35 protein-coding genes and 1 tRNA gene are annotated in these 22819 nt (G+C 53.5%); 23 read left to right on the top strand and 13 right to left on the bottom strand.

What is annotated here, in order from left to right:
• Window positions 1-65: 65 nt before the first annotated feature.
• Window positions 66-371: a YggT family protein gene (locus tag AD949_RS10675; protein ID WP_244463316.1), complete on the bottom strand. Its 306-nt coding sequence runs from the start codon at window positions 369-371 to the stop codon at window positions 66-68.
• 107 nt (window positions 372-478) lie between these two features.
• Here AD949_RS10675 and AD949_RS10670 point away from each other — a divergent pair.
• Window positions 479-554: transfer RNA gene (locus tag AD949_RS10670), tRNA-Ala, on the top strand.
• Window positions 555-621: 67 nt separating this feature from the next.
• Here AD949_RS10670 and AD949_RS10665 read toward each other — a convergent pair.
• The 12 genes from AD949_RS10665 to AD949_RS10615 all read right to left on the bottom strand — a co-directional run bounded on the left by AD949_RS10665 (window position 622) and on the right by AD949_RS10615 (window position 6702).
• Window positions 622-1674, bottom strand: a complete 1053-nt coding sequence (locus AD949_RS10665; protein ID WP_082064642.1) for a tyrosine-type recombinase/integrase — start codon at window positions 1672-1674, stop codon at window positions 622-624.
• Window positions 1674-1925, bottom strand: a complete 252-nt coding sequence (locus AD949_RS10660) for a helix-turn-helix transcriptional regulator (protein ID WP_209421643.1) — start codon at window positions 1923-1925, stop codon at window positions 1674-1676. The genes AD949_RS10665 and AD949_RS10660 overlap by 1 nt, the downstream gene beginning before the upstream one ends.
• Window positions 1922-2344 (bottom strand): hypothetical protein, encoded by a 423-nt coding sequence (locus tag AD949_RS10655; RefSeq protein ID WP_048835445.1) that lies wholly within the window; start codon window positions 2342-2344, stop codon window positions 1922-1924. Before AD949_RS10655 ends, AD949_RS10660 begins: the two co-directional genes overlap by 4 nt.
• 2 nt (window positions 2345-2346) lie before the next feature.
• Window positions 2347-2799 (bottom strand): hypothetical protein, encoded by a 453-nt coding sequence (locus AD949_RS10650; protein WP_048835446.1) that lies wholly within the window; start codon window positions 2797-2799, stop codon window positions 2347-2349.
• Window positions 2796-2996: a hypothetical protein gene (locus AD949_RS10645; RefSeq protein ID WP_048835447.1), complete on the bottom strand. Its 201-nt coding sequence runs from the start codon at window positions 2994-2996 to the stop codon at window positions 2796-2798. The genes AD949_RS10650 and AD949_RS10645 overlap by 4 nt, the downstream gene beginning before the upstream one ends.
• Window positions 2993-3565: a hypothetical protein gene (locus tag AD949_RS10640; protein ID WP_048835448.1), complete on the bottom strand. Its 573-nt coding sequence runs from the start codon at window positions 3563-3565 to the stop codon at window positions 2993-2995. The genes AD949_RS10645 and AD949_RS10640 overlap by 4 nt, the downstream gene beginning before the upstream one ends.
• Complete coding sequence (locus AD949_RS10635; RefSeq protein WP_048835449.1) at window positions 3562-3906, bottom strand: hypothetical protein; 345 nt, start codon at window positions 3904-3906, stop codon at window positions 3562-3564. Before AD949_RS10635 ends, AD949_RS10640 begins: the two co-directional genes overlap by 4 nt.
• Window positions 3882-4283, bottom strand: coding sequence for a hypothetical protein (locus AD949_RS10630; RefSeq protein ID WP_141325460.1), 402 nt, complete (start codon window positions 4281-4283; stop codon window positions 3882-3884). Before AD949_RS10630 ends, AD949_RS10635 begins: the two co-directional genes overlap by 25 nt.
• On the bottom strand, window positions 4280-4513 hold the full coding sequence (locus AD949_RS10625) for a hypothetical protein (RefSeq protein WP_048835451.1): 234 nt from the start codon (window positions 4511-4513) through the stop codon (window positions 4280-4282). The genes AD949_RS10630 and AD949_RS10625 overlap by 4 nt, the downstream gene beginning before the upstream one ends.
• A gap of 18 nt (window positions 4514-4531) precedes the next feature.
• Complete coding sequence (locus AD949_RS10620; RefSeq protein WP_048835452.1) at window positions 4532-5059, bottom strand: hypothetical protein; 528 nt, start codon at window positions 5057-5059, stop codon at window positions 4532-4534.
• 101 nt (window positions 5060-5160) lie between these two features.
• Complete coding sequence (locus AD949_RS13860) at window positions 5161-5907, bottom strand: glycosyltransferase family 25 protein (RefSeq protein ID WP_082064643.1); 747 nt, start codon at window positions 5905-5907, stop codon at window positions 5161-5163.
• Window positions 5908-5910: 3 nt separating this feature from the next.
• The gene (locus AD949_RS10615) at window positions 5911-6702 is read right to left on the bottom strand and encodes a LexA family protein (protein WP_158319946.1); all 792 of its coding nucleotides are present in this window, start codon (window positions 6700-6702) and stop codon (window positions 5911-5913) included.
• Between AD949_RS10615 and AD949_RS14760 the strand changes: the two genes are divergently transcribed.
• The 22 genes from AD949_RS14760 (at window position 6701) to AD949_RS10515 (ending at window position 22816) form a co-directional block, all read left to right on the top strand.
• Window positions 6701-6916 carry a helix-turn-helix domain-containing protein gene (locus AD949_RS14760; protein ID WP_141325458.1) on the top strand — a complete coding sequence of 72 codons (216 nt, stop codon included), beginning with the start codon at window positions 6701-6703 and terminating at the stop codon, window positions 6914-6916. The genes AD949_RS10615 and AD949_RS14760 overlap by 2 nt on opposite strands.
• The gene (locus tag AD949_RS10610; RefSeq protein WP_048835454.1) at window positions 6913-7596 is read left to right on the top strand and encodes a hypothetical protein; all 684 of its coding nucleotides are present in this window, start codon (window positions 6913-6915) and stop codon (window positions 7594-7596) included. The genes AD949_RS14760 and AD949_RS10610 overlap by 4 nt, the downstream gene beginning before the upstream one ends.
• Complete coding sequence (locus AD949_RS10605) at window positions 7596-8075, top strand: thioredoxin domain-containing protein (protein WP_048835455.1); 480 nt, start codon at window positions 7596-7598, stop codon at window positions 8073-8075. The genes AD949_RS10610 and AD949_RS10605 overlap by 1 nt, the downstream gene beginning before the upstream one ends.
• Window positions 8075-8248, top strand: a complete 174-nt coding sequence (locus tag AD949_RS14150; RefSeq protein WP_156475929.1) for a hypothetical protein — start codon at window positions 8075-8077, stop codon at window positions 8246-8248. The genes AD949_RS10605 and AD949_RS14150 overlap by 1 nt, the downstream gene beginning before the upstream one ends.
• Window positions 8245-8460 (top strand): hypothetical protein, encoded by a 216-nt coding sequence (locus AD949_RS10600; protein WP_048835456.1) that lies wholly within the window; start codon window positions 8245-8247, stop codon window positions 8458-8460. The genes AD949_RS14150 and AD949_RS10600 overlap by 4 nt, the downstream gene beginning before the upstream one ends.
• A complete protein-coding gene (locus AD949_RS10595; RefSeq protein ID WP_141325456.1) occupies window positions 8453-8887 on the top strand; it encodes a helix-turn-helix domain-containing protein in 435 nt (144 codons plus the stop codon). Before AD949_RS10600 ends, AD949_RS10595 begins: the two co-directional genes overlap by 8 nt.
• Window positions 8874-9455, top strand: a complete 582-nt coding sequence (locus AD949_RS10590; RefSeq protein WP_048835458.1) for a TRM11 family methyltransferase — start codon at window positions 8874-8876, stop codon at window positions 9453-9455. Before AD949_RS10595 ends, AD949_RS10590 begins: the two co-directional genes overlap by 14 nt.
• Window positions 9456-9486: 31 nt before the next feature.
• Window positions 9487-10479: a DUF7146 domain-containing protein gene (locus tag AD949_RS10585; protein ID WP_048835459.1), complete on the top strand. Its 993-nt coding sequence runs from the start codon at window positions 9487-9489 to the stop codon at window positions 10477-10479.
• Entirely contained in the window at window positions 10463-12358 is a 1896-nt protein-coding gene (locus AD949_RS10580; protein WP_244463317.1) for an ATP-binding protein, read from the top strand. The genes AD949_RS10585 and AD949_RS10580 overlap by 17 nt, the downstream gene beginning before the upstream one ends.
• Window positions 12359-12605: 247 nt before the next feature.
• Window positions 12606-13064, top strand: a complete 459-nt coding sequence (locus AD949_RS10575; protein WP_048835461.1) for a DUF6362 family protein — start codon at window positions 12606-12608, stop codon at window positions 13062-13064.
• 110 nt (window positions 13065-13174) lie between these two features.
• Window positions 13175-13504 carry an HNH endonuclease signature motif containing protein gene (locus AD949_RS13855; protein ID WP_082064671.1) on the top strand — a complete coding sequence of 110 codons (330 nt, stop codon included), beginning with the start codon at window positions 13175-13177 and terminating at the stop codon, window positions 13502-13504.
• A gap of 166 nt (window positions 13505-13670) precedes the next feature.
• A complete protein-coding gene (locus AD949_RS10565; RefSeq protein ID WP_048835463.1) occupies window positions 13671-13985 on the top strand; it encodes a hypothetical protein in 315 nt (104 codons plus the stop codon).
• Complete coding sequence (locus AD949_RS10560; protein WP_048835464.1) at window positions 13985-15682, top strand: terminase large subunit; 1698 nt, start codon at window positions 13985-13987, stop codon at window positions 15680-15682. Before AD949_RS10565 ends, AD949_RS10560 begins: the two co-directional genes overlap by 1 nt.
• Complete coding sequence (locus AD949_RS10555; protein ID WP_048835465.1) at window positions 15679-17004, top strand: phage portal protein; 1326 nt, start codon at window positions 15679-15681, stop codon at window positions 17002-17004. Before AD949_RS10560 ends, AD949_RS10555 begins: the two co-directional genes overlap by 4 nt.
• Entirely contained in the window at window positions 16997-17845 is an 849-nt protein-coding gene (locus tag AD949_RS10550) for an HK97 family phage prohead protease (RefSeq protein WP_048835600.1), read from the top strand. The genes AD949_RS10555 and AD949_RS10550 overlap by 8 nt, the downstream gene beginning before the upstream one ends.
• Before the next feature lie 63 nt (window positions 17846-17908).
• Window positions 17909-19141, top strand: coding sequence for a phage major capsid protein (locus AD949_RS10545; protein ID WP_048835466.1), 1233 nt, complete (start codon window positions 17909-17911; stop codon window positions 19139-19141).
• A gap of 21 nt (window positions 19142-19162) precedes the next feature.
• Window positions 19163-19816: a phage head-tail connector protein gene (locus AD949_RS10540; RefSeq protein ID WP_048835467.1), complete on the top strand. Its 654-nt coding sequence runs from the start codon at window positions 19163-19165 to the stop codon at window positions 19814-19816.
• Window positions 19813-20160 carry a hypothetical protein gene (locus AD949_RS10535; RefSeq protein ID WP_048835468.1) on the top strand — a complete coding sequence of 116 codons (348 nt, stop codon included), beginning with the start codon at window positions 19813-19815 and terminating at the stop codon, window positions 20158-20160. The genes AD949_RS10540 and AD949_RS10535 overlap by 4 nt, the downstream gene beginning before the upstream one ends.
• The gene (locus AD949_RS10530; RefSeq protein ID WP_048835469.1) at window positions 20135-20545 is read left to right on the top strand and encodes a hypothetical protein; all 411 of its coding nucleotides are present in this window, start codon (window positions 20135-20137) and stop codon (window positions 20543-20545) included. Before AD949_RS10535 ends, AD949_RS10530 begins: the two co-directional genes overlap by 26 nt.
• Window positions 20542-21021: a hypothetical protein gene (locus tag AD949_RS10525; RefSeq protein ID WP_048835470.1), complete on the top strand. Its 480-nt coding sequence runs from the start codon at window positions 20542-20544 to the stop codon at window positions 21019-21021. Before AD949_RS10530 ends, AD949_RS10525 begins: the two co-directional genes overlap by 4 nt.
• Window positions 21022-21088: 67 nt before the next feature.
• Window positions 21089-22300, top strand: coding sequence for a phage tail tube protein (locus tag AD949_RS10520; protein WP_048835471.1), 1212 nt, complete (start codon window positions 21089-21091; stop codon window positions 22298-22300).
• A 102-nt stretch (window positions 22301-22402) separates the two neighbouring features.
• Window positions 22403-22816, top strand: coding sequence for a hypothetical protein (locus AD949_RS10515; protein WP_048835472.1), 414 nt, complete (start codon window positions 22403-22405; stop codon window positions 22814-22816).
• The last annotated feature ends 3 nt before the right edge of the window (window positions 22817-22819 follow it).

Here is a 22819-nt window from a genome sequence, read left to right as displayed (position 1 = left end):
TTCCTGAGAAAGAAAAGACCACCCGGGTTCGTGCTCAAAAATGAGACACGATCCCTTTTTGAATCTCACCGATACATCAGTGTTCTGAAAAGACTGACCAGTACCGGTTGCAGCACATACTGAATCCCCAGCAGCACAACCATAGGGCTAAAGTCCACCCCACCCAGTGAGGGCAGAATACGGCGCACAGGTTCCAACACCGGTTCCGTAATCCGATTAAGGAAGAGGCCCACTTTCCAGACAATCTGCTTCCGGCTGTCCAGAATACCAAACAGACAGAGATTGATGAAAATGCAGGACAGAATCAGAATCCAGCAATAAATTTCCAACAGCCGCATCAACACTGAGAAAAGAACAAACAGCAAGAACACGTCTCCACAACACAGGGGGCGGATCTGGTTTTCGCCAGACCTCAGACCGATACAATACAGCTTGACAGTGTCTTGATAAGCCCTTTAGCTTCCAGCCTTATAAAGGCGGGGCTATAGCTCAGATGGGAGAGCGCCTCGTTCGCAATGAGGAGGTCAGGGGTTCGATTCCCCTTAGCTCCACCACCCGCCTTATTATCTCATTGATTTACAACAATAAAATAAGATTTTGTGTAAACTTTGCTTTGCCAGTTTACACAGGCTTCTTTGCTTTTAGCCTTTTTTCAGGTTTTCCAAGCATGCTGACGGCCTGCTCTGCTACCAGTCTTTGCTGCACGGCTTTGGTGTATCTCTCAACCTCTGCAAGTGTCTGATGGCCTGTGATTGATGCAATCTGATGTGGTGTGCAGCCAGCCTCCGCCATCCGTCGCGCCGCTGCTTTGCGCAGTCCATGCGGGCCAAGTGTGCTGGGTATGCCTGCCTTAACGGCACACTCCTTAAACCAGTTATAAAATGCGTTCCCAGAAGCAAATGCCCTGCCTTGCTGGGTCATCAGAAATGCGGCTGTATTTTCTGGCAATAGCCTGATTACTGCATGCAGATCTGGATGCAGCGGGATCAGTAAGCGCACATCCGTTTTGATCTGCGCGACAGATATCGCTCCATCCTTCACATTCGCCACTCCCATGCGAATCACATCGCTGCGGCGCTGGCCTGTATAGAGCAGCAGTGTCAGTGCAAGCCGTGCCCGTGTGCCGATTGGCCAGCATTGCTCGAATTTCTCTATATCCTCTTCCGACCATGTAGGAATCGGGCTCTTTTTGTATTTGAGCTTTTTAATGTCCCGAACCGGATTGTCTGGTCTCCAGTCATTCTCAAAAGCATACTGAAAAAGCTGGCGTAAAACATTCCGCAGCGCATTAGCCTGTGCTGGTGTATTGCTCATTGCTTCCAGTATCGCACGGATATGCTTGGGCTGTGCAGTGCGGACAGACTTATCACCGTGTAATTCAACAAATTTATCCAGCAGGTGCGCATAGGTTGTTTGTGACTGGGCACGTAAAGACCTGAACTGATGTGACATACGCCATGTCGCTACTAGCAGCCGCATGCTGCCGGGTATCGCTTTGGACTCTCCGACCTGCTCTTTATCTCCAGACTGCGCCTGTTGGTACGCCTCCATAAACTCCCGACTGCCGGGATATCCTGGAAGCTGTCTCCGGCTACATCCGGGTTTTCTGAAATAATAATATAACCTTTTATTTTTTCTAATTTTCTGCACGTATAGCAGATTAAGCTTGGTCATCAGATCCAGTCGCTTGCGGGGTCCATTGGGTTTTTAAGATCATCAATCATCGCGTCTAGGTCGTCCCTTACCCATCCACGTACTGTAGGGGTAAGCTGCACGGGCTTAGGCAGGCGTCCGGATGCAACCTCTCTATCCAAAAGGCTTGGGGAAATATCCAGATATTGTGCGGCCTTTTCTCGCCGCATAATGCGTGGCCAATCAGGCATTGTTGGCCGCTGCTTTCCTGTCTGGCCATCTGCTTTGCTCATGACGCGGCTCCTAGGTTGCGGATTTCGTCAGAGCATGCTTCAAAAGTGTTAAGCGCGCCTCGCCAATACTGTTTTTCTTCGTCGGACGTGCTTCCATTCCAGCATAATTCAGCCCGTTTCCCATGCTCAGTAATTGCGGCCAAGCATCTCTCCCGCTCTCCCGCCAGCATCTCGCTGATCTGAGTGGGGGTGAAGCAGGGGCCGACATAGACCCATCCGATCAGGTCATATCCCTCAAGGGCATCGTCAGGGCCTTGGTATTCGTATTCAATCCAGACTTGATGTTTTGCTATCCAGTAATAGACCAGTTCAGTTTTTTGTCCCTCTGGATCAACGTCAATGACGTGCTTTCCATCTTGCTCAGGGAACAGCGGTACGCCGGGCCGTTCGGGGTTGGGCCAGTTGGTGGAGTTGCTCATCTTCACCGCCCATTCTTCACGCAATCATGGAACACAAGAAAATCTGGCGCACTAATCGCAGTTTTATTTTCGAACTTGTCAGTAAATTCTTTCTTGTCGGTACGGATTGCTTCTAGATAATCCTTAAACTCTGGGTGCATTTGAATTTCCAACGATATACGGTTGTAAATTTCTTTCCGCTTCTCCCACGGGTTTTCTGCGCTTGGGCCATATTTGACGCCAAGTTTATACAACTCATTTTCATAAGCCTGTTCATGAGCGCGAAGGACGGGCAAAACTTTGTCTGTACTATACTCAACAGGGTCAATCCCGGAGCCGACACGGAAAAATATCTTTAATTTTGCTTTACAATCACGCGGATCATAAGCAGAAATTGAGAGGCGAATAGACTTTAGCTTTTTGGCAAGCTCTACTGCTTTTGGAAGGTTTTCCAATTCTATACTTGGGGCGCTCATGCCGTCTCTCCTGCGCGGGTGTTCCATGCGGTGATGGCAGCTTCAAGAACTACCTTGGCTCTCCTAAGATACTCATCACGATCTTTGTCAAACCTGAACTCATCTATACTTTGAAGAATTGGACATCCAACCAAAGAAACGTCGAAATTAGCCATGGCAACAGCAGCAGCCTCAATCATTTCTGGTGTCAGTATCATTCTCTCTGAGCTCCAGATTTTTGGGCTAATTTTATTGCATCAATACAGTCTTTTATCGCAGCCAGATAACCATTCCGCTCTGAGCGACTGTCCGCCTCATTCGCATTAGGGATTTGCGCTTCACAGGCGCCAATACAAAAATCAAAGACTTCACCATAAAAAAGCGGAAAAGAGGGGTTTACGCAAAAATATGGAATAACTTCTCCGTCGTACTGTTTTTCATCACGGAACCTTTTACATTTTTCTTCTGTCTCAAAGAAAAAACTAGAACCCCGAACGACGTCTCTAATCCCCCAAAAAACTTTATCATATCTCAGTGCATATTGATGCTCACCTATACGCGATACTTGAATAGTCTCCTTCGTTGGATATCTAGACACTTCCCGGTCTTCATACGGCATCATTGCATGAGCGAAGTTCCTAAAACAAAAGTCAGATGTTGATATTGATATAAAGCAAGTAGCCAGATTCACATTGGGGATAAATGCGCCATCACCAAAATCAAGCGTAAATATTCCTCCAGTATCAGGGACTGCCTTTACAAACGGTAGCGCTTGATGTTTTTTCATGCCGCCACCTGCTCTGCCGCTGGCTCCAGCGTCCGGACGTCATTGCTCCAGCCCTCAATAGTCTGCTGGCCATCATCCATCACGGTCTCGCAGTCGTTAAAAACAATGAGCCAGTCACGGTTGTCCGTGGCTGTGGCGTGGAACAGGCCACCGCCGACGGACCACAGATCAAACACCCATCCCATCAGCCCGCGTGTGCTAGAGCCGGTGATATGCCGCTTACCGTCGCGCTGCTCACTCTGGCATTTGCCAAATTCCACAAACTGGCCATGCTCATCTGTTAAAACTGCCAGATACCCGCCGCTATGCTGCGGCTTTAGTGTAATTTTATGTTTGGGCATGTTGCCACCCTATGGTTTAGCTTGGCCTGTTCAATCAGGGCGTCCAGTTCTTCGGTCGTAGGTGGTGTTTTATTCCCTGCTCTCAGGCGCTGGGTGCTTTCGCCAATCATTGCCTGAGCGCGGAGCGCAATAAAGCTTCTGGCCTCATCAGGATATTCCGCTATCGCTTCGATGGCGGAATCCAGTGAACCAACCAATATTTCCTCACGGCGGCCATAAGTTTTGGTATCAGTTCCAATGTCTCCATTGTCAGGATATCCCATGATAATAGAGAGGATAATGCTGATTTCATGGCCGTCCTTAGCGTCCTGAATCTGCTTGATGGCTGAGTGATAGAATTGCTCAAGCTTTTTCAGATCGTTTTCTTTCTGGCTCACGCCGCACACTCCCGCACATCCAGCACAAACCGGCTCAGCAGGCCTCTGCGCTGGGCGTGGTGGGTTGTCCGCATGGCGGCATCTGCAATGCGTTCCTCTGCGTGCATGGCGCCGCCCATTGCAGCAATGTAGCTCAGCATGGCCTGCCGGGCTTCGGCATCATGCACAGTATTATGGACGCACTGCTCCAATGCAGCGCGATGCCGCTCAAACTGATTTACGTTTTGCATCTGCTCTGTTCTTTTCTTTTACTGTGCAGTTACTTGCTGGACATTGCCCTGCGGAATAGGCAGCTCAATCAGCCACTGCTGGTGCGGCTCAGGGCTTAGTGCATAAATTGTGCCGTCACTGCATAAGGCGTGCAGCCGGTAGTTCATCATGTCTGGGTCATAATGCGTGGCTATCTGCACAATTTTACGCGGCTTGTTGCGGAATTTCTCCGGGTTCAGCTCCCGGCATTTCCGGCTGATCTGCCGATGGACAAACTTTGTCCAGATATCCCGTGGCTCTCCATCCGTAACGGGCTTTAAACCCGTCAGCGCCATAAAGCTTTCGTCAAAGCAGGTTTTTGCCAGAGATACTGGATCAACCCCTACTGGCGCATCCCGGCGGGCGTGCTCCATCCAGTCGCATGAGGTATCTAGCGTTGGCACCCATGCACTGCTGCTGCTGGGAACCAAGATGAAAAGGATATGGCGGTAAAGGTCAGCATCCTGCTGGGCGGCCAGCTCACTGGGGCCTGCCTCGGCGGTCTGCTGTGGTGTCTGTGCCTGCATGTGTTCCTCCATCGCGTTGGTGGCGATGGGGCAAGAATATGCGCAAAAATGCAAAATAAGCAAGCGCAAAAATGCGCATTTTTATATTGTATCAGATCTTACTATATGATGCGTCTGTATGTCGTATCAGAATTAATAGTTGATGCTATTTTATCATTTTCTGACACACAAAGAGGGGGAAATGAAGCAAAAGCCCTTATATTTCTATAATTGTAAGACATGATATGGTCTAAGCCTTCATTTTTAATATTTCTATTTAGGCCAATTTGAAAATATGATTCTTTTTTTATTGGAAGACAAAAATCTATTAGTTTTTTTGCTCCTTCTGGAGTTATTGTATAGCCACATAACCCAAATGACTGAAGTAGTTTATACGGATATGACTGAATATCTCGATCAAAAAATTTATCTATATTTCTTTTTAAATTAATTTCATCAAAATTAACAACACATGGAGCAATATTTTCAAGAAAGTCTATCGTTAATGTTGAATCAAAATTATATCCCCAAACTATAATATCAAATTTATTAAATAAATTAGATAATATTTTATCACTTTCTTCTTTAAAATTTTTGCAAATAACTGCATCATCTTCAAATATGGTATAAATCTTACCATCTCTAATTGATTTATTCCATATAGAAATATGTGAAAGTGCGTTTCCTATAGCAGAAATGCTATAATAAGCGCCATCTTCAACAATCCCTTTACTGATAAGATTATCCAATCTTATTACTGATTTATCTATTGCTTTAAATCTCTTTATATCAAAATCAATATTATTCTTTGTTAGAAATTTATTCTTTCTCTCTTTATCGGAGTCTCTATTAATATATACATATTCCATATTTTACTCTCTTCTTATGCTCTGGATAATAAGCCCTTCAATACGGTAATCTGAATGACACCCATCGTCTGGCAGGTCATCATCAAATTTATTATTAATTATAATGGCCTGAGAGAATCTTGGATTTGTACTGCGAGGCCATAGGGCAACGCTCCCATCGTCAAGTATTTCGATTTCTTTCAGTGTTGCCTCTTCTAGTCCATGCTCTTTTCTAATGGCAATAACTTTATCCCCTGTCTTAGGGGCACGGCATAAATCAAAAAATGAAACAGCAACGACAATTGTGCCGTCAGGATAAATTTTATCCATGGAATCGCCACGCACAGTGAAGGCCCATCGCCGCAGACCAGGGTAACGCTCATCTGGTGCAACCATGACATACTCAAGGGGGGCCTGAGGGCTGAACAATCCGGTATCCTGCCATACTCCTGCCTGAATAAAACCTGCTAACGTGACGGGCTCGGAATGGACAAGGCTTTCAATATTGGGGGGCTGGAATTTTGGTAGGTCAAATATGATCTTAAGCTTTTCCATCGTCATAGCGCTCAAGGCGTGTGACGATGCATTGTCATCCATGAAGCGCACAATTGTGCTTGGTGCTGATCCGATAGCACGCGCAATAGCCGAATAGGATTTTCCTGTCCGGCCCCTAATCTCATCTATATATTTCTGCTGCTCTTTTCGGAGTGCGCGTGCGTCTTTTTCCATATGCGCATATTTGCATATAGTAGAAAGCGTGTCCCGGCGCATTTTTGCGCTTGCATAGTTTGCATTATTGCGCATATTTGCATCCATGATGCTTATCCCAACCCCGGCAGACATCGAATGTGAGGCTGTTCGTCAAGGGCAATCAATCGGTGACGTCTGTAGGCGTGCTGGTGTTGCCCGTAGCACGTTCCAGAGATGGAAGAGCGGTGAGACTTCGCCAACTGTCAGCGTGCTGACTAGGCTGGTGCGCGCTTTGGGCGAAGCTAGGGAGGCGCCTGATCCAAATAGTGAGGTAGCATGAAAACTCATAACGCCACCAGTACGCCTGCGGCCTCAGCCTGTCAGCCGGATATGGTCCGGAGTAACTGTGCTGAAGTCGATGTGGCTCTTTTTAGCCATGTTGCCAGCCGGGTATTGCGGGGCTTGTCAGAGCCTATGCAGCAGCGTGTGTCCGGCGCTGCCCGTCTGGTTATTGCCGGGCATACAATCCGGCATTGCTCCATGGCTATGGGTGTAAAATACGGCACGCTGAGCAGTGGTGTCTGTATTGCCAAAATTCGTGAGCTGGTTACGGCCTATCAGGTTGAAACGGGTAGCGCTAAAAGCCTTGCGGCTCTAGCCAGTTCTGTTGATGTGCCTCTAGTGCGGCGGCTTGGCATGAAAATGCTGGCAAATCCGGCCAGTATTCTTGGGCAGAATATCACAGCCATTGCGGCTCTTTCTTTGCAGGGTTTGCCGGTGCAGGACATTGCCACTCTGTTTGGCATAAAGCTCCGCACTCTGAAAAAGAGCTATCTCAGTAAGTCCCGCCGTATCTGTGCGGAATACGATAAAGTCAAAAACCCCAATCCTGAGCCAGAAAAAGCTGAAAATACGGCAGTCTATGCCTTGCCGCGTTTAAACGGTGCGCTGAATGCTGAGCATGAGGTTTCAATGTCGGCACTCTGGCGCGGGTTAGAGCGCTGGCGGAGTGTTGCCTGATGTCCGTCGCAGCTATCAAAACTGCCACTAAAAATGCACTCAAAGTCATTGGCGGGATAGATGCGGCGGAGCGTGTATGCCGCGTTGGCCGCTCTCAGTTGAGCGACTACGGCAACCGCAACAGTCTGCAATGTGTCCCGGCTGACGTCGCGGTGGATCTGGATATCAGCGCGCAGGAACCGCTAATTCTTGCCGCCATGGCTGTGGCTGAAGGATTCCGGCTTGTTCCGGTCAAGTTCTCCGGGACTGGGCATATCCCGCAGGAACTCGCAAAATTCTCCAAGTTTACCAGCGAGGTTTTGCAGGAAGGCATTGAAAGTCTGGAAGATGGGCAGGTTGATGTTGCAGAGGCACGGGCCATTCTGGAGCACCTGCACCCGTCCCGGCTGGCAATGGACCGTCTGGAACATGCTCTGCACAAAATCATTGCGGATAATAAACCGCATATCGTTGGCACTGGCCAGTCAGGTGCGGCCTGATGGTACGTGCAGCAATTGAATGGACACACGCTATGGATACAAAGCTACGGCATTTTGAGCGGTGCGGGCTATGTGTCAGGCGGCAGGCCCGCAGGCTCGGCGTTTCTGAGCGCTCTATCTATACCCGCCGCAAGCAGCTCCGGCTTGATAGCCAGAAAAGCAAGAAAATATGAATAATTTTTCTAAAAATCCACTTTCCGTCTGTGTGCGGAGCTTTGGCCAGCCTGCTCTGCCTGGGCGGCATATTGTCGCATCACGCAGCCGGAATGATCGTGACCTTCGCCAGTCCGCGGCAATCCGGCCGGACCTGAAAGATCAGGTGCGCGTCTCCAGCGGTATGTCTCTGGCATGGCGCTATAATCGGGATCGGATGAAAAATGTCTGAACGGCTAATGGACTGCACCCGTTTTTGCGGGATCATGAACCGGGCAATTCGTGTTTCTGGCGGTGCGGCGGCTTTTGCCCGCCAGCACAACATTCCGGTGCAGGCTGTGCGGGATACGCAAAACCTACGCGGGTTCAGCCATGATGTTGTGGCAGCGCTTGGATTGGTGCAGGTGCTGCGCTATCCTCTGTCGGCAGATCCTAAAAATCTGGTCACAGCGCAGCATGTGCAAGAAAAACTGAATAATTTTATTCGGGAGCATAAATCCCAGCGCATTGCGGCGCAGATTTTTGGCATCCATGAACCCCACCTGAGCAATATTCAGAACGGCCTGCGCGGCTTTGCTCCGGTGCTGTCTATTCTCGGCTTTGGCCCTCCTGTGCGGCGGTTTTATTTTAAACAGGTGGCATGTCATGAGCCGGTTTAAAAAAACATCCCGTTATGACCGCGTGGAAAATGATTTCTATCAGGAAGAAGCCGCGCCCGTGCAGGCGCTCCTTCAGGTTGAGCAGTTTTCCGGCTGGGTGATGGACCCGTGCTGTGGTGAAGGCAATATTCCCTTGGTTATGCGTGAACACGGTATCCGCGCCAACGGTGCTGATATTGTGGACCGCTGGCGGCAAGCTTTGGTTGTTGGAGATTTCCGTCACACCCTGCGTTTCTGGCGGCCAGACTGCGTGGTCTCAAATCCGCCCTATAACTGTTGGGAAGAATTGGTGGATGTGTCGTTTGAAAGCGGCGCATCGCATGTCTGCCTGCTGCTACCATTTCGGCGGGTGGAAAGTGTCAGCCGGCGCCAGTTTCTCGCCCGGCGCCCTCTGGCGCGTCAGTGGGTATCTAGTGAGCGTGTCATCATGCATCCGGCAGGGAAAAGCTCCGGCAAAAAACCGGGCAGACAGGAATGCTATGCATGGTTTGTCTGGCAGTCCGGCCATACCGCGCCAGTCTGGCAGACTGGCCTGCTGCCGTTGGTGCGGAGTGCCAACTGTGAATGAACAGCGGCTGTCATATAAAGAAATATCCGCCATGCTAGCGCAAAGCATGGAGCCGCTTGCGCGGGAACTATTGCCCGGCGGACGCCGTGCGGGTGCTGAATGGACTGCCGGAAGTGTGGCCGGTGAACCCGGAACCCGCTTGTCTGTCCATCTGCATGGCGCAAAAGCAGGTATCTGGAAGGATTTTTCGGAAAATACCGGCGGTGATGCTTTAGATCTGGTCGCCGCCTGCATGACGGGCAGTAGCCTGCCTGATGCATACCGCTGGGCTTGCTCTTATCTGGGCCTGACCGCAGATACGGATGTCACCGTCCATCGGGCTGAAATCAAGAAACGGGCTGAACAGGCAGAAAAGGAGCAGACGGAAAAAGAGCAGGCTAACCGCGCCAGCGCCCGCAAAGTATGGCTGGGTGCTCAGGACAATATCATGGGTACGCCTGTAATGGCCTATCTGCTTGCTCGTGGCATTGATCTGACAAGCCTGAACCATGTGCCCGGCGCGCTCCGGTTTGCACCAGAGCATTACTGCTCGGAAATAGAAGCTCCATTGCCTGCCATGCTGGCTGCCATCACGGATCTGGATGGGCGCATTATCGCCCTGCATCAGACTTGGCTCGGCCAGCATGGTGGTCAATGGACCAAGGCGCATCTTGAATGCCCCAAAAAGGTCCGTGGCCGATTTTCTGGTGGCTGCATCCGGTTGCGCAAAGGTGTAGCCGGGACACCGCTCAATAAAATAACCGGATCAGAAACAGTGGCGATTGGTGAGGGGATTGAAACATGCCTTTCCGTCGCGCTGGCCTGTCCGGAGCTGCGTATCCTCGCAGCCGTTTCCCTTTCAAATCTCGGTGCTGTCCGCCTGCCGGATGCAGCCAGAAATGTGCTGATTCTTGCAGACCGTGATGATGCCCCCGCAGCAAAAAAGGGCCTGCAGAAAGCAATAGATCTGCACATGCAGGCCGGACGTGATGTGCGCGTGGCAAAGCCGCCTAAAGGTAAGGATTTTAATGATGCAATCCGGTGAAAGCGGCCTTTCAGCCGTCCGGTCTGCGGTCCATGCGGCAGATCGCCAGTTTCAGGTTATTGATGGCGGCCGCGATAGTAAAAATGGCGGCGGTGGTCCGCCGGAAGCGCCAAAACCGGATGAGGAATGTCCCATTTCTGTCATTGGGCATCTGGATGGCTCATTCTATTTTCTGGATCGTGTCGGTCAGCTCCGGGTGCTCAAGGCATCTCAGATGACGCGCCGTGCAGATCTGGTCGCGCTGTTCGGTGGCAACATCCTCTGGATGAAAGAGAAATTCCCCAAAACAACCAAGGTTAAGGAAAAGGGACAGGATGGTGAGGAAACTACTCGTGACGTGGTTGTTGATTTTAAAATCAATAATGTTGCCGAATTTTTGCAACGTGAATGCTTCCGGTCTGGTCTGTATGGAGACCATATCCAGATCCGCCGTCCCGGTGTGTGGCCTGATCCGTCAGGTATGCCGATTGTGCATTGTGGGGATCGTGTTCTGGTTGGCGCACGGCTGGAGCTCCCAGGCACGCGCATTGGCAACCAGATATGGGCGGCGGCGGCACCTGAGCCGCGCCCGGAAAAGCCCTGCTCCTGCGCTGAGGCCCGCGCCTTGCAGCAGAACATCCGTGATCTTTGGAATTTCCGTGTGCCAGGGAGTGACGTTATCGTCATGGGCATGCTGGCCTGTGCCTATTATGGCGCTGCTATTCCCTGGCGGCCTGCCGGATTCCTGACCGGGGGTGCGGGGTGTGGTAAATCGTCTCTGCTGGAGGTGCTGAAAAGCGCCATCCCTCTCAAATTTGCAACCAATGATGCTTCTAAAGCCGGGATTGAGCAGATGGTGGATGGCCGCGCCATCCCGATGCTGGTGGATGAGGCGTCTGATCGTGTTGACCAGCGTGCTGCCCGTGCCCTGTTGGATCTCGTTCTGTCCGCAACCGGCGGTGAAGGCACCAAAGGCGCGCGTGGCGGGTCTGACGGTATCGCCCGCAAAATCTCCGTGGCTGGCAGCATTATTATGGCCTCAATTCGGCCACCGGATATGGAGGCGCAGCATCTGGGGCGTTTCACGATTATTGAAATGGATGCCGCCAAACAGGGAGCTGACCATACTGCGGAACACCGTGACCTGTCTGCGTGGTGCAGGGATCTCGGCCCGGCACTCTGGGGCCGTGCTATTGCGGGGTGGGAACGTTACCGCGAAGCACGTATTATCCTCCGTGCCGCCGTAGGCAAGGCAGGCTGTCAGCCGCGTGAAATGGACCAGATGGGATCACTGCTAGCCGGTTGGTGGACACTCGTGTTTGACCATGTGCCAACAGAAGCTGAGGCTGATGATGCTGTGAAAGGTGTAATTGGTTATACCCGTAGTGTTGATCAGGTCATGACGCAAAGCGGCACGCAGCAGATGATTGATTTCCTGCTGTCACAAAAGGTCCAGATGAACCGGTCTACAGACCGCCAGCCCCTTAACGTGCTCATCAGCCGGATGCTTGAGCCGGATACCCCACGAGGGCAGGATTCACCTGAGTATCAGGATATCAATTACTCTCGCGATAATGTTGCCGGTGTGCTGGCAAGTTACGGTATCCGTGTGGTCCGCGCCAATGAGCCGCCGGGGCGAAGCGGCCAGCCAGCCCTGCGTGCCAGTGATGGTGACGGCTTGTGGATATGGCCGCGCAACGCTATGTTGGCCGCGCTGTTTAAAGAGACTGTCTTTGCCGGGCAAAAGTATATGTATGAGTTCGCCCGCATGGAAAGCTATCGCCCCCCGCCTAAGGATAGCAGAGGCAGAGAATGCGCGGTGAGCATCGGCAAAATGAAGCACAAGGGCTGCTTCTGGGTGCGTTGCTGTGAAATGGGTCTTTCGTTCGACGGAGACTAACGTTTTTTCAGCATAAAGGGCACTAGGGAACTCAATGGGAACGTAACAAGTTCCCTTTAGTTGCTGTATTTTCCTAAAGGGAACCAAAATCCAGAAAGGGAACCTATATCCGCGCTCTCACGGAGTAGCTATACCTCGTGCTCCATTCTCTCTGTGTGAGAAATTGCGGTTCCCTTGGTTCCTTAGTTCCCTTTCTTACTAATCTATTGATAAATATATATAATAAAGGGAACTGGAAGGGAACCAGATGGGAACCATCGGAACGCCAGCAGAAATCATGGCCAACAAGCCTATGAGTGGGGATGAAATGGCTCAGAATGTGGAGCAGCGTCTGTTTGAGGCAGGTATCACGCTGGCATGCTTGCCCTCACATGGCCTCAGGCCGTCCAGCCGGGTCTCATCATGGCGTGACACGCTGATGGACCTGGAAGACCTCCTGACCCTAGTAGCGGAGGAAGATCTCCGCCCGCCTGTACCGAGTGCCGCAAAAATCAGCCGTATGGATGAGGCAATGGGTTGGGTGCAGGCCATTAGTGCGGCGGATCAGCGGCGTGTTGTGCTGCTCTGGATGATGATCCACCCTATCACGCATCGGCACCGGCTTAGCTGGGAAAAGATCGGTAAGCGAATTGGGCGCTCTGACAAGACAGCAAAAAGCCTGTTTCGCAGGGGCTTAGCCAGCATCACGAAAAAAAAATACGCCTGACTGCATTTTTCTCTTCCCTTTTTCCGGAAAATGCAGTGTTTTGAGCGTCATGATTAGGGGTCGTGCAGCCTACGGGGTGCGCGGCCTTTTTTATTGCCCGGAGAGCTGCAATGGCACCACGCCTTAAATGCATCGCTCCCAGCGTTGCGACAATTGACACCCGCATAGCCCGTCCGCCGCCGAAAAAGGCTGATCCCTTTTATCTGTCTCCGGCATGGCGTGCTCTGGTGCGTCAGATTACGGCAGTCCGTGGCTGCCGATGCCAGGAGTGTGGACGCGAGGGTGTCCGTCTCTTTGGCGACCACGTCCATGAGATCAAGGATGGTGGCGCTAAGCTTGAGCCATCCAACATCCGATTGCTGTGCGGTTCCTGCCACACCAAGAAAACAGCCCGCGTCAGGGCGCAGAGGATGGCGGAAAGATATGGGAAAAACGGCTGATTTCTGCGGTTTTTTCATAGTTTCCTAGCAAATTACGTGGCCTGACCCGGCCAACGGTGGGGGGTAGGCAAAAGTCTGGCGGGTTAAGGCACCCCAACCGCGCCAGTCTCACGCGCAGATTTTTTCTGCTGTTTGAAAACAATCAAATAATCAAAGGAGATAAATTATGGCTCGTGGTGGCCGGCGTGATGGTGCTGGACGCCCAAAAAAGGAAGAGCAAGGCGATTATGCTGGCCCGGAAATTGGGGATCTCACGCATCTGACGCCTCTCGAATTTTTCAGGGCTGTTTTGAGAGATCCTGAGGCCCCGTTCAGCGCGCGATGGTCGGCAGCAAAAGAAGCTGCTCCGTTCATGCACTCAAGGCTCGCGCCGAAAGTTGAAGATGGCGACGGACAGACCAGTATGGCGGATGAATGGGATACCGTCCTCTCCCCAAAAGCTCAGGAGAAAGCCATGGGAACTAAAAACGGAATGCACTGATGACATGGGATCTGAGTTGCCCAGACTGGCGTGAGCGTATCAGGTCAGGCCGCTCCCTCATGCCATCCTTGCCGGATTTAAATGTTGAGCGCGGTGAGCTAGCGGTCAAAATTTTTGATCGTCTGCGTATTCCTGACGTAGTTGGCACTCCGCTACTGGCGGATGCTGCGGGCGAATGGTTTCGTGAAATCGTTTTTGCGTTGCATGGATCTTTCGACCCAGAAACGCGGCAACGCATGATCCGTGAGTTGTTCCTTCTTGTGCCGAAAAAAAACGCAAAGACCACCCTTGGTGCAGGGTTGATGCTCACGTCAGTGCTGATTAACGATAGGCCACGTGCAGAATTTTTGGATGTCGCTCCGACAAAGGAGATCGCTCAGCTCGCTTTCGACCAGTCGGCGGGGATGATTGATCTTGATAAGGGGCTAAGGCGACGCTTCCACATTCAGGAACATAAAAAGACAATCACCTACCTGCCGACAAAGGCAACGCTCCAGATTAAGACGTTCTCCCCCGACGTCATGACGGGCGTGAAGCCATCTGGTATTCTGGTGGATGAAGAGCACGTTATTGCCGAGAAATCAGATGCCAGCCGGGTGATGGGGCAGATACGTGGTGGCATGATCAGCCAGCCGGAGGCATTCCTGCTGACCATCACCACGCAAAGCGAAAAACCACCTCGTGGTGTCTTTAAGGCTGACCTGATGCAGGCCCGCTCTATTCGGGATGGCCTTGTGCAGGGTCATACGCTTCCAATCATTTATGAGTTTCCGGAAGATATCCAAAAGCCGTCAACTTTGCCGGGTGAGCCTGCTGCGTGGGAAGACCCGGCTTGCTGGCACATGGTCCTGCCGAACGCGGGTCGTTCCATCACGGTCGAGCGTCTAAAGCAGGATTATGCAAAGGCGAAAGCCGATAGTCTTGAGGAACTGAACCGCTGGGCCTCCCAGCATCTGAATGTCGAGATCGGCCTGGCGCTCAGGAATGACCGCTGGGCTGGCGCGGATTACTGGGCGCAGCAGGCTGACCCAGACCTGACGGTGGATGAAATCATCACCCGGTCAGACGTGATCGTGGCCGGAATTGATGGCGGGGGTCTGGATGATCTGCTCTCTCTGACGATCCTTGGTCGGGATAGCGTCACGTCTGAGTGGCTCCAGTGGTCAAAAAGCTGGGTGATGGAAGGTGTTTTGCAACTGCGTAAGCGCGAAGCCTCGCAGCTGGAAGATTTTGGCAAACAGGGTGATCTGGTAATCGTAACTGAGCCTGGAATGGATGTTGAGCACCTGTCCGACACGTTGGGCGGCGTAAACAAGTCCGGAAAGCTTGCCATGGTTGGCCTTGATCCGCAGGGCGTGGGATTAATTGTCGATGCTCTGGCAGAGCGCGGCATTGATGGCCCCCGAGTGGTCGGCGTGGCACAGGGCTGGACGCTGTCTGGCGCTATCAAGACCGCAGAAAGAAAACTGGCCGATGGAAGCCTGCTGCATTGCGGGCAGCCCATCATGGCCTGGGCAGTCAGCAACGCCAAGGTGGAGGCGCGTGGTAACGCCATCATCATCACCAAACAGGCAGCTGGTTATCTCAAGATCGACCCGCTTATGTCGCTGCTCAATGCAGTAGTGCTCATGAGTAAAAACCCACAGGCAAAAACTACTATGAGTAGCTTTATGCGCAGAGGAATCCTATCAGCATGAAAATCAGGAACAGGGTCAAGGGATGGCTGTATAAAGCAGTCGATGCCATGGCCCTCACAGTCACAGGGGTGTCCCTGACAGACCTGCGACTGGGGACGTTCCTAGCGGGTGGGCCGACTGTCAGCGGAAAGCTGGTAACGGTTGATACCGCTATGCAGCTGGATACAGTATGGGCCTGTGTCCGGCTGATTTCAGACACCATCGCGTCCATGCCGCTCAAGCTCTACCAGCGGCAGGGCAATGACACATCAGTCCTGGCGCGTGATCACCCGCTTTACCGTATTCTCTACTCGTCTCCGAATGCGGACATGACAGCTATAGAGTTCTGGTCATCTATGGTGGGTAGCCTGATGCTCTGGGGCAATGCATTCGCCCAGGTGGTTCGTCGCAGCAATGGTACCATCATCGCACTAAACCCGCTGCGGCCTGACCGGATGAGCGTCAGGCGGGATCTGGATACCGGAATTCTTGTTTACACCTACAGCTATCAGGGGGCGCGTCTCACTCTGGATGAGACCGAAATCTTCCACATCAAAGGGTTTTGCCTAGATGGCATGATGGGCATTTCCCCCATCTCTGCCGGTCGCCAGCAGCTGGGGGCTGCAATGGCGGCAGAAGAGGCTGCCGGTTCCATGTGGAAAAACGGCTTGCTCAGCCAGACTTATATCAAAAGTCCAGACTGGCTGGATGATACGCAGGCAGCGCGTGCTCAGGAAATCCTGAATAACTACAGGGGCGCACTGAATGCGGGAAAAACGCCGCTGCTAGAGGGGGGCTGGACTGTTGAGAGTATCGGTCTGAACCCGGAAGACATGCAGCTCCTGCAAGCGCGGGGGTTCAATGTCGAGACAATATGCCGCTGGTTCGGTGTCGCGCCGGTCATGATCGGCCGCATGGAAAAATCCACAGCATGGGGCTCGGGTCTGGAGCAGATGAACCTGTGGTTCCTCACATACACGCTTCAGCCCTGGCTGGTGCGGATAGAGCAGGCCATCATCCGTTGCCTGCTGCTGCCAGTAGAAAAGGAGACATATTTCCCAAAACACAATGTGGATGCATTGCTCCGTGCGGATAGTCAGGCCAGAGCGCAGCTAGAAGCAACACAGGTGCAGAACGGGATCAAAACCCGCAATGAGGTCCGCGAGAAAGAAGGGCTCCCGCCCATACCTGGGGCGGACACGCTGACCGTCCAGGCGCAGATGATCCAGCTGGCGGACGTTGGCGTCATCGCGGTCCAGCCAGCCGTTAAACCGGTTACTGCTCCGGCAGAACTGCCACAAAATCCGCAACAGGGCGGCGCGATAGGAGATGAAGATGATTGAGGGCGTAGAGGTTTGCGTCGTACCGTTTGAGTTTAAGGCTGCGGCTGGTGCTGAGGGTGCCGAGGGGCTTGTTGAGGGTTACGGCTCCGTTTTTGGCAACGTGGATTCCCATGGGGATGTCATTCTGCCGGGGGCGTTCGCAAAATCCATTGCTGAGCGTAAATCTCAGGGCCGCACGCTGCCCATGCACGTCATGCACGGCATTTTCGGGGGTGATGGCATCCCTGCTGGCGTCTGGCATGACGTGCAGGAAGATGGAAAGGGCCTGCGCGTTAAGGGTAAGATCTCCGGCGTCAATACGGATGCGGGCCAGTTGCTCTATCAGCGCGTTAAGGATGGTGCGCTAGGTGGTCTGTCAATCGGCTACAGCTTGCCGGATGGCGGTTCCGTGAAAATGAGCGAGCCTGGCGGCCCTAAGCGCCAGATCAAACAGGCGAACCTGTTTGAGGTCAGCCTTGTGGATGATCCCAGCAATGCTCTGGCGCGTGTTGCCGAGCTAAAGCGGTCTGGCGGGCGGGAGGTAAAGGCCACGCTGAACACCACAGCGGCTCAGGCGGCGCTGGAGCAGGCTCTTAAAATCTTCCATGCCTCCCTGCAGGGGAATGATGCTCCTACGGCAGATGAGCGCCAGCAGCTTCTGGCGCACCTGCAGGACGCCTATGAGGCGCTGACAGGCAACCGCATGCCCGAGGGCATGAAGGCGGCCATGTCTTCGCCATCCTTCAAAATGCCGCAGGAATTGAGTGAGGTTCTCGTCACACTCCGGTCTGTCTCGGGGGCTGCCATGTTGGCCCCGGACAGCCTCCTGCCGTCCGGTCTGGCAGACTTCCGTCTCTCCTGACCATCTCACTGCTTTTCCGAGCCACAGCCGCCACATGGGCGGCTTTTTTTATGGGAAAAATCCATGTCTACAGAAGCCGAATACAAAGCCGCCGTCACCGCTCTGGTTAAAGCGACAGATGAAGTCAAGCAGTTCGCTGAAGCCACCAAGGCTGAATTGAAAAACCTTGGTGAAGTGACAGCAGAAACCAAGGCCAATGCTGATAAAGCTCTGACCAACATGAACGAACTGGCAGCCCGCGTCACGGATGTTGAGCAGAAAGGTGCTCGCTCTGGCGGTCAGGGTGAAAAAGAGGCAAAATCCATTGGCCAGCGCTTCATTGCCTCTGATGAAGTCAAGGCCGCCATGGCGCGTGGCTCCAGCTGGAAAGGGACGGTCCAGATTGAGGTGAAAAACATTACCTCAGCGAGCAGCACCGGAACGTCCGGCACCACAGGTCTGGTTGTGGCGGATCGTCAGCCGCAGCTCATCCAGCTACCCGATCGTAAACTGGTTATTCGTGACCTGCTGATGCCCGGCAATACCGGATCTGGCAGCATTGATTTCGTCAAGGAAAGCGGATTTACAAACAGCGCGGATTTTGTTTCTGAAAATCCGACCAATCCTAAGCCGCAGTCTGACATCCAGTACGAGCTTGAAACGCTCCCTGTGCGGACTGTTGCCCATTTCGTCATGGCCTCCAAGCAGATCCTTGCAGATGCGCCAATGCTGCAAAGCTATATTGATGGGCGTCTGCGTTACGGTCTGGCCTACAAAGAGGATGACGCGCTGCTGAATGGTGATGGCACGGGCGTCAGCCTCAAGGGACTCATGGCGTCCTCCATTAAATATAGTCAGCCCACTGGTGTGCTGATCAAGGGCGAAACCATGATTGACCGCCTGCGCCTCGCCATGTTGCAGGCGGCTCTGGCGGAATATCCCGCGACTGGCCACATCCTCAACCCGACTGACTGGGCCAGCATCGAACTGACCAAAGACGGCCAGAGCCGCTATGTGTTCGCCAACCCGCTTGGGCTGACAGGGCCTATCTTGTGGGGTCTGCCGGTTGCAGAAACGCTGGCCATGGCTCAGGGCAAGTTCATGACCGGGGCCTTCAGCCTCGCTGCCCAGATTTTTGACCGTGAGGATGCGACAGTTTCGATCTCTACCCAGGACCGGGACAATTTCGTGAAAAACATGGTCACAATTCTGGCGGAAGAGCGTCTGGCTCTGGCCGTTTACCGTGAACAGGCACTGATCAACGGTGATTTCTCTGGCATTACCGCGCCAACGCCATCCGCCTCAAACGGCAGTTGATCTCTCAGAGGATTGTGACCCATGCGGACAATCTCAGTCAGCGCCCCGGCTCAGCTGGTGGCGCTTGCACTGCTGGCTGATCTCAAGGCGGATCTCGGCATTGCTGACAGTGCGCAGGATGGCAGGCTCAACAGTCTGATACTGGATGCGTCTGGTCTGGTGCTGGATTATATCGGCAGGCCCGTGCTGGATGCCTCCTGGCGGGATGTGATTGATATCCGCCCGGGCGATGCGCGGCTCAGTCTCATGCTGGGGATCTGGCCAGTGACAAAAATCACGGCTTTTGGGGTGCACGGCGCTGCCCCCTTCACGCCAGATCAGATCAGCAATCTGGATATCATGCATGACTCTGGCATTGTTTATCCTCCCGCCTCAGGGCCGGCTCTCTGGCCTCCTGGTCGATATATCGTCACCTATCAGGCGGGTTACATTGCGCCCGTTGTAGAGGGCGGCGCAGTGGTTGAGGCTGGTACTATCCCTCGCGCCATGTCCAGCGCGGTCCTGATTGCGGCTAAAGCGGCCTGGCACGCGGCTGACCGTGACCCGTCACTCCGTTCCGAGAGCGAGCAGGGGACAGGCTCATCCAGCTGGGTCGCGGCCGCTTCAGGTGCTGGGGGGCTTCCGCAGGAGGCGGCGGACAGGATCTCCAGATATCGGTCTGGCGGTCTGCGATGAGCTACCGCACAGACCGGCGCCACCGCCAGATCGCCACCAAGGGTCGCCCGATGATCATCCGCCGCCCTGGCCAGAGCGCAGGCGTGACCATTCAGGCCTACGCACCCCCGGCACAGGCCGCGCAGATCATCAATGGCATGGGGTCCGCTTCGTTCATTGCCCAGACCATGGCGGACGCTCTCACGGCCCACGGTCTCCCTGCCAAGGATGACACCGTGCAGGATGGCCCCAAAGCCTACACGCTGACAGACGCAACGCCGGTCTATGACGGGCCGACCCTGTGCGGCTGGACACTCATTGCAGCAGGAGGCGAGAGCCATGACGACACCGGCAGTCTGGTCTGACGCATGGACCCGAGCCACCGCCGCCGCTCAGGCAGACGGCACACGGGTGCTGGATCAGGCTGCTCAGAACCCGGATGTGCCTTCTGGGCCGTTCTGGGTGCTGGAAACCGCCTCCAGCACGTCTGACCGTGCGGGGGCCGGTGAGCCAGTCAACGTGGAGGACGGTACAGTTTGGCTGCACCTGATGGTGCCCAAAGGCACCGGCTCACTCCCGGCCCTGACCAGCCGCAAGGCCATGTCTAATGCCTTTCGGGCAGCCACCAACTTGCCACAGGGCCTCTACTACCACGAGCACAGTTTTGACCCGCCAGACCTCAACCAGTCGGGAAACCGTATCCGCTTTTCTCTCGGTATTGACTACCAGTATCAGGATATCCTCACATGAATTTCTACCCTCTGTATGAAACCGCTCCGGGCGCAGGCACCTACCAGCTAGGCTCTGTCCTGATCGTAGCTGCCAGCACGTCCGCTGCTGTCGCCGTTGCAGCGCAGTCTGCTCCGGAAGGCTGTCGCACAGGCGTCTGGCCCTACAAGGCTGTTGCAGGTCTTCCGGACAGCGTCCCACCTGCTGAAGGAGAGTCCGGCCAGATGTATGACGTTCTGGCGGAGCCAGAAGGGCCGACAGGCACATTTTCCCGCAGTGGGCAGGTGTTTGGCTCATTTGGAGCCGATGCCAGCGGCATGGCGCTCTCTCTGGAGCGGTTTTTTGGATACCGTCTTGGCCTGATCCCGCAAGGTGCAAAACCTGCACCTGCCGCGACACCTGCTCCGGCATCGTCCAGTGGCACCACATCGGCTGCAACACCCTCTGGTAGCGGCACCACCGTCAGTTCCGGCGGTTCTGCCACCCCGGCAGGCTAACGCGCCGCTTCCTTCTTCATCTGTTTTCACAGGCCGCCACTGAGCGGCCTTTTTTATGGAGGGCCACATGGCCTACACAGGTGCCACCACTGGTTATGCTGCCGGTGCGGAAACCAACACCAGCGCAGTCGATTACGCGCTGGAGACAGCCTACAATCAGGCTCCAACCGGTGCCTATCAGGCGCTCCGCTACACAGATTTTACTCTGGATGTGAACGAGACCGAAACGCAGCCGGACGAAATCAACGATATCCCGGAAATGGCCCAGTCTGTCCTGACAGGCCGCACCACGCAGGGTGATCAGGGCGGCATCCTCTCCGCTGTCACGTACGAGGATCTGATTGCGGGCGTGATGGGGGCAGATTTTTCGCCAACAAATTCAGTGACGATAAATTCCACGGCAACTCCGCCTATTTCTGGTGGATATTCAATAAAAAACCAATACCATTCTGGTAATGATGTCATAACGGGCTTGAATTTCAGTACGTTCCCTAACGTGGGATTTGTTAATATACAAGACTCTCAAAATAACATTAATGGCGTCTACAAATATATTAACAATAATAACGGTCTGGAATTTAATCCAGGAACATTTTCTGTCCCGGATGCGACTAAATTGGGGGATGGTGCCAAAATCACATTAGCCAATATCATAAACGGCAAAATCGGAAAAACATTCACATTCCGCAAAGCCCTCTCCGGGAAATGGAATATTTTCACTGGCACAATGGTCAATCAGGTGCAGATTTCGCTGGCAAAGGGCCAGCCTGCCACCGTGAAAATTGATCTGGTCGGTTCGGATATGTCTGTGTCTGATACCGATATCGCCGCCTCTGTTACCCCGCGTACCACCACTCCGCTGATTGATACGGTTGAGGGTTTCCTTGGTTGCAGCATTTTTGGAAAAACGCCTGCCGGGTGCATCCAGTCCGCCACCATTACGCTCTCGCGGGATGGCTCCGGGCAGGATACCGGTATGGGCCATCTCGGGGCCTGCGGTATCCGTTTCGGAAGCTTCAAGGCCGCAATGGAAATCGTCTATCTGTTCCGTGATTACGCACAGTTTCTGGACTGGCAGTCCGGAAAAACCGGGCCGGTCACAGTTGGCGTGCAGGGGAATGATGGCATCGGCTATCAGTTCGTTGTGCTGAACGGCATTATCCGCAACCCAAAAACCCCCATTCCCGGAAAAAACCAGACCGTGCAGGCCACTGTCTCAATCACGGCAAACCCCGCCCCCGGCGGTGGCACGTTCGGAATTTTCCGCACCGGCAACTGACTATCCCGATAATATCCTGATTTCTCGCCAACTTTTCGGTAGCAAAAATCGACATTCCCCACACAGGCCGCCACTGAGCGGCCTTTTTTTATGGAGGCCCACATGGCCACTCTCGCAGACCTCAAAACAGACAGCGCCGCCATCAACGATGGTGAGTGGAAGAAAATTGACAAATACCCCGGCCTTGAAATCAAGAGCCGTGGCTTCACCGACCAGTTTATTGATGCGCAGAACCGCCGCCTGCGCAAAGTCGCGGAAAAATACCGCGGTGATGTGTCTGCCATCCCCAATGCCGTCCGCCGCCAAATGAACGCGGAACTGCTGTGTGACTTCCTTGTGCTGGACGTGCGCGGCCTGTTTCATGACAAAGAGCAGCAGCATCCCGTATCTCTGGAAGAGTTCAAAAAACTGCTGCCGAACCCGGATTATCGGGAGCTTATGGGTGCATGCTGGGAAGCCGCCGGTCTGGTCACGACTGAGGCCGGACAGCAGGCTGAGGACGCTGAGGGAAACTGAAAG

Origin of the sequence: Acetobacter orleanensis, assembly GCF_001581005.1 — a bacterium.
GTDB classification, from domain to species: Bacteria; Pseudomonadota; Alphaproteobacteria; order Acetobacterales; family Acetobacteraceae; genus Acetobacter; species Acetobacter orleanensis.
Note: the sequence above shows the minus strand (reverse complement) of the source record. Positions and strands in the feature narration are given on the sequence as shown.

What these genes read in the sequence shown, in the direction of transcription:
- AD949_RS10665 (WP_082064642.1), bottom strand. Translation starts at nt 1,674, where the DNA reads ATGACCAAGCTTAATCTGCTATACGTGCAGAAAATTAGAAAAAATAAA.
- AD949_RS10660 (WP_209421643.1), bottom strand. Translation starts at nt 1,925, where the DNA reads ATGAGCAAAGCAGATGGCCAGACAGGAAAGCAGCGGCCAACAATGCCT.
- AD949_RS10655 (WP_048835445.1), bottom strand. Translation starts at nt 2,344, where the DNA reads ATGAGCAACTCCACCAACTGGCCCAACCCCGAACGGCCCGGCGTACCG.
- AD949_RS10650 (WP_048835446.1), bottom strand. Translation starts at nt 2,799, where the DNA reads ATGAGCGCCCCAAGTATAGAATTGGAAAACCTTCCAAAAGCAGTAGAG.
- AD949_RS10645 (WP_048835447.1), bottom strand. Translation starts at nt 2,996, where the DNA reads ATGATACTGACACCAGAAATGATTGAGGCTGCTGCTGTTGCCATGGCT.
- AD949_RS10640 (WP_048835448.1), bottom strand. Translation starts at nt 3,565, where the DNA reads ATGAAAAAACATCAAGCGCTACCGTTTGTAAAGGCAGTCCCTGATACT.
- AD949_RS10635 (WP_048835449.1), bottom strand. Translation starts at nt 3,906, where the DNA reads ATGCCCAAACATAAAATTACACTAAAGCCGCAGCATAGCGGCGGGTAT.
- AD949_RS10625 (WP_048835451.1), bottom strand. Translation starts at nt 4,513, where the DNA reads ATGCAAAACGTAAATCAGTTTGAGCGGCATCGCGCTGCATTGGAGCAG.
- AD949_RS10620 (WP_048835452.1), bottom strand. Translation starts at nt 5,059, where the DNA reads ATGCAGGCACAGACACCACAGCAGACCGCCGAGGCAGGCCCCAGTGAG.
- AD949_RS13860 (WP_082064643.1), bottom strand. Translation starts at nt 5,907, where the DNA reads ATGGAATATGTATATATTAATAGAGACTCCGATAAAGAGAGAAAGAAT.
- AD949_RS14760 (WP_141325458.1), top strand. Translation starts at nt 6,701, where the DNA reads ATGATGCTTATCCCAACCCCGGCAGACATCGAATGTGAGGCTGTTCGT.
- AD949_RS10615 (WP_158319946.1), bottom strand. Translation starts at nt 6,702, where the DNA reads ATGGATGCAAATATGCGCAATAATGCAAACTATGCAAGCGCAAAAATG.
- AD949_RS10610 (WP_048835454.1), top strand. Translation starts at nt 6,913, where the DNA reads ATGAAAACTCATAACGCCACCAGTACGCCTGCGGCCTCAGCCTGTCAG.
- AD949_RS10605 (WP_048835455.1), top strand. Translation starts at nt 7,596, where the DNA reads ATGTCCGTCGCAGCTATCAAAACTGCCACTAAAAATGCACTCAAAGTC.
- AD949_RS14150 (WP_156475929.1), top strand. Translation starts at nt 8,075, where the DNA reads ATGGTACGTGCAGCAATTGAATGGACACACGCTATGGATACAAAGCTA.
- AD949_RS10600 (WP_048835456.1), top strand. Translation starts at nt 8,245, where the DNA reads ATGAATAATTTTTCTAAAAATCCACTTTCCGTCTGTGTGCGGAGCTTT.
- AD949_RS10595 (WP_141325456.1), top strand. Translation starts at nt 8,453, where the DNA reads ATGTCTGAACGGCTAATGGACTGCACCCGTTTTTGCGGGATCATGAAC.
- AD949_RS10590 (WP_048835458.1), top strand. Translation starts at nt 8,874, where the DNA reads ATGAGCCGGTTTAAAAAAACATCCCGTTATGACCGCGTGGAAAATGAT.
- AD949_RS10585 (WP_048835459.1), top strand. Translation starts at nt 9,487, where the DNA reads ATGCTAGCGCAAAGCATGGAGCCGCTTGCGCGGGAACTATTGCCCGGC.
- AD949_RS10580 (WP_244463317.1), top strand. Translation starts at nt 10,463, where the DNA reads ATGATGCAATCCGGTGAAAGCGGCCTTTCAGCCGTCCGGTCTGCGGTC.
- AD949_RS10575 (WP_048835461.1), top strand. Translation starts at nt 12,606, where the DNA reads ATGGGAACCATCGGAACGCCAGCAGAAATCATGGCCAACAAGCCTATG.
- AD949_RS13855 (WP_082064671.1), top strand. Translation starts at nt 13,175, where the DNA reads ATGGCACCACGCCTTAAATGCATCGCTCCCAGCGTTGCGACAATTGAC.
- AD949_RS10565 (WP_048835463.1), top strand. Translation starts at nt 13,671, where the DNA reads ATGGCTCGTGGTGGCCGGCGTGATGGTGCTGGACGCCCAAAAAAGGAA.
- AD949_RS10560 (WP_048835464.1), top strand. Translation starts at nt 13,985, where the DNA reads ATGACATGGGATCTGAGTTGCCCAGACTGGCGTGAGCGTATCAGGTCA.
- AD949_RS10555 (WP_048835465.1), top strand. Translation starts at nt 15,679, where the DNA reads ATGAAAATCAGGAACAGGGTCAAGGGATGGCTGTATAAAGCAGTCGAT.
- AD949_RS10550 (WP_048835600.1), top strand. Translation starts at nt 16,997, where the DNA reads ATGATTGAGGGCGTAGAGGTTTGCGTCGTACCGTTTGAGTTTAAGGCT.
- AD949_RS10545 (WP_048835466.1), top strand. Translation starts at nt 17,909, where the DNA reads ATGTCTACAGAAGCCGAATACAAAGCCGCCGTCACCGCTCTGGTTAAA.
- AD949_RS10540 (WP_048835467.1), top strand. Translation starts at nt 19,163, where the DNA reads ATGCGGACAATCTCAGTCAGCGCCCCGGCTCAGCTGGTGGCGCTTGCA.
- AD949_RS10535 (WP_048835468.1), top strand. Translation starts at nt 19,813, where the DNA reads ATGAGCTACCGCACAGACCGGCGCCACCGCCAGATCGCCACCAAGGGT.
- AD949_RS10530 (WP_048835469.1), top strand. Translation starts at nt 20,135, where the DNA reads ATGACGACACCGGCAGTCTGGTCTGACGCATGGACCCGAGCCACCGCC.
- AD949_RS10525 (WP_048835470.1), top strand. Translation starts at nt 20,542, where the DNA reads ATGAATTTCTACCCTCTGTATGAAACCGCTCCGGGCGCAGGCACCTAC.
- AD949_RS10520 (WP_048835471.1), top strand. Translation starts at nt 21,089, where the DNA reads ATGGCCTACACAGGTGCCACCACTGGTTATGCTGCCGGTGCGGAAACC.
- AD949_RS10515 (WP_048835472.1), top strand. Translation starts at nt 22,403, where the DNA reads ATGGCCACTCTCGCAGACCTCAAAACAGACAGCGCCGCCATCAACGAT.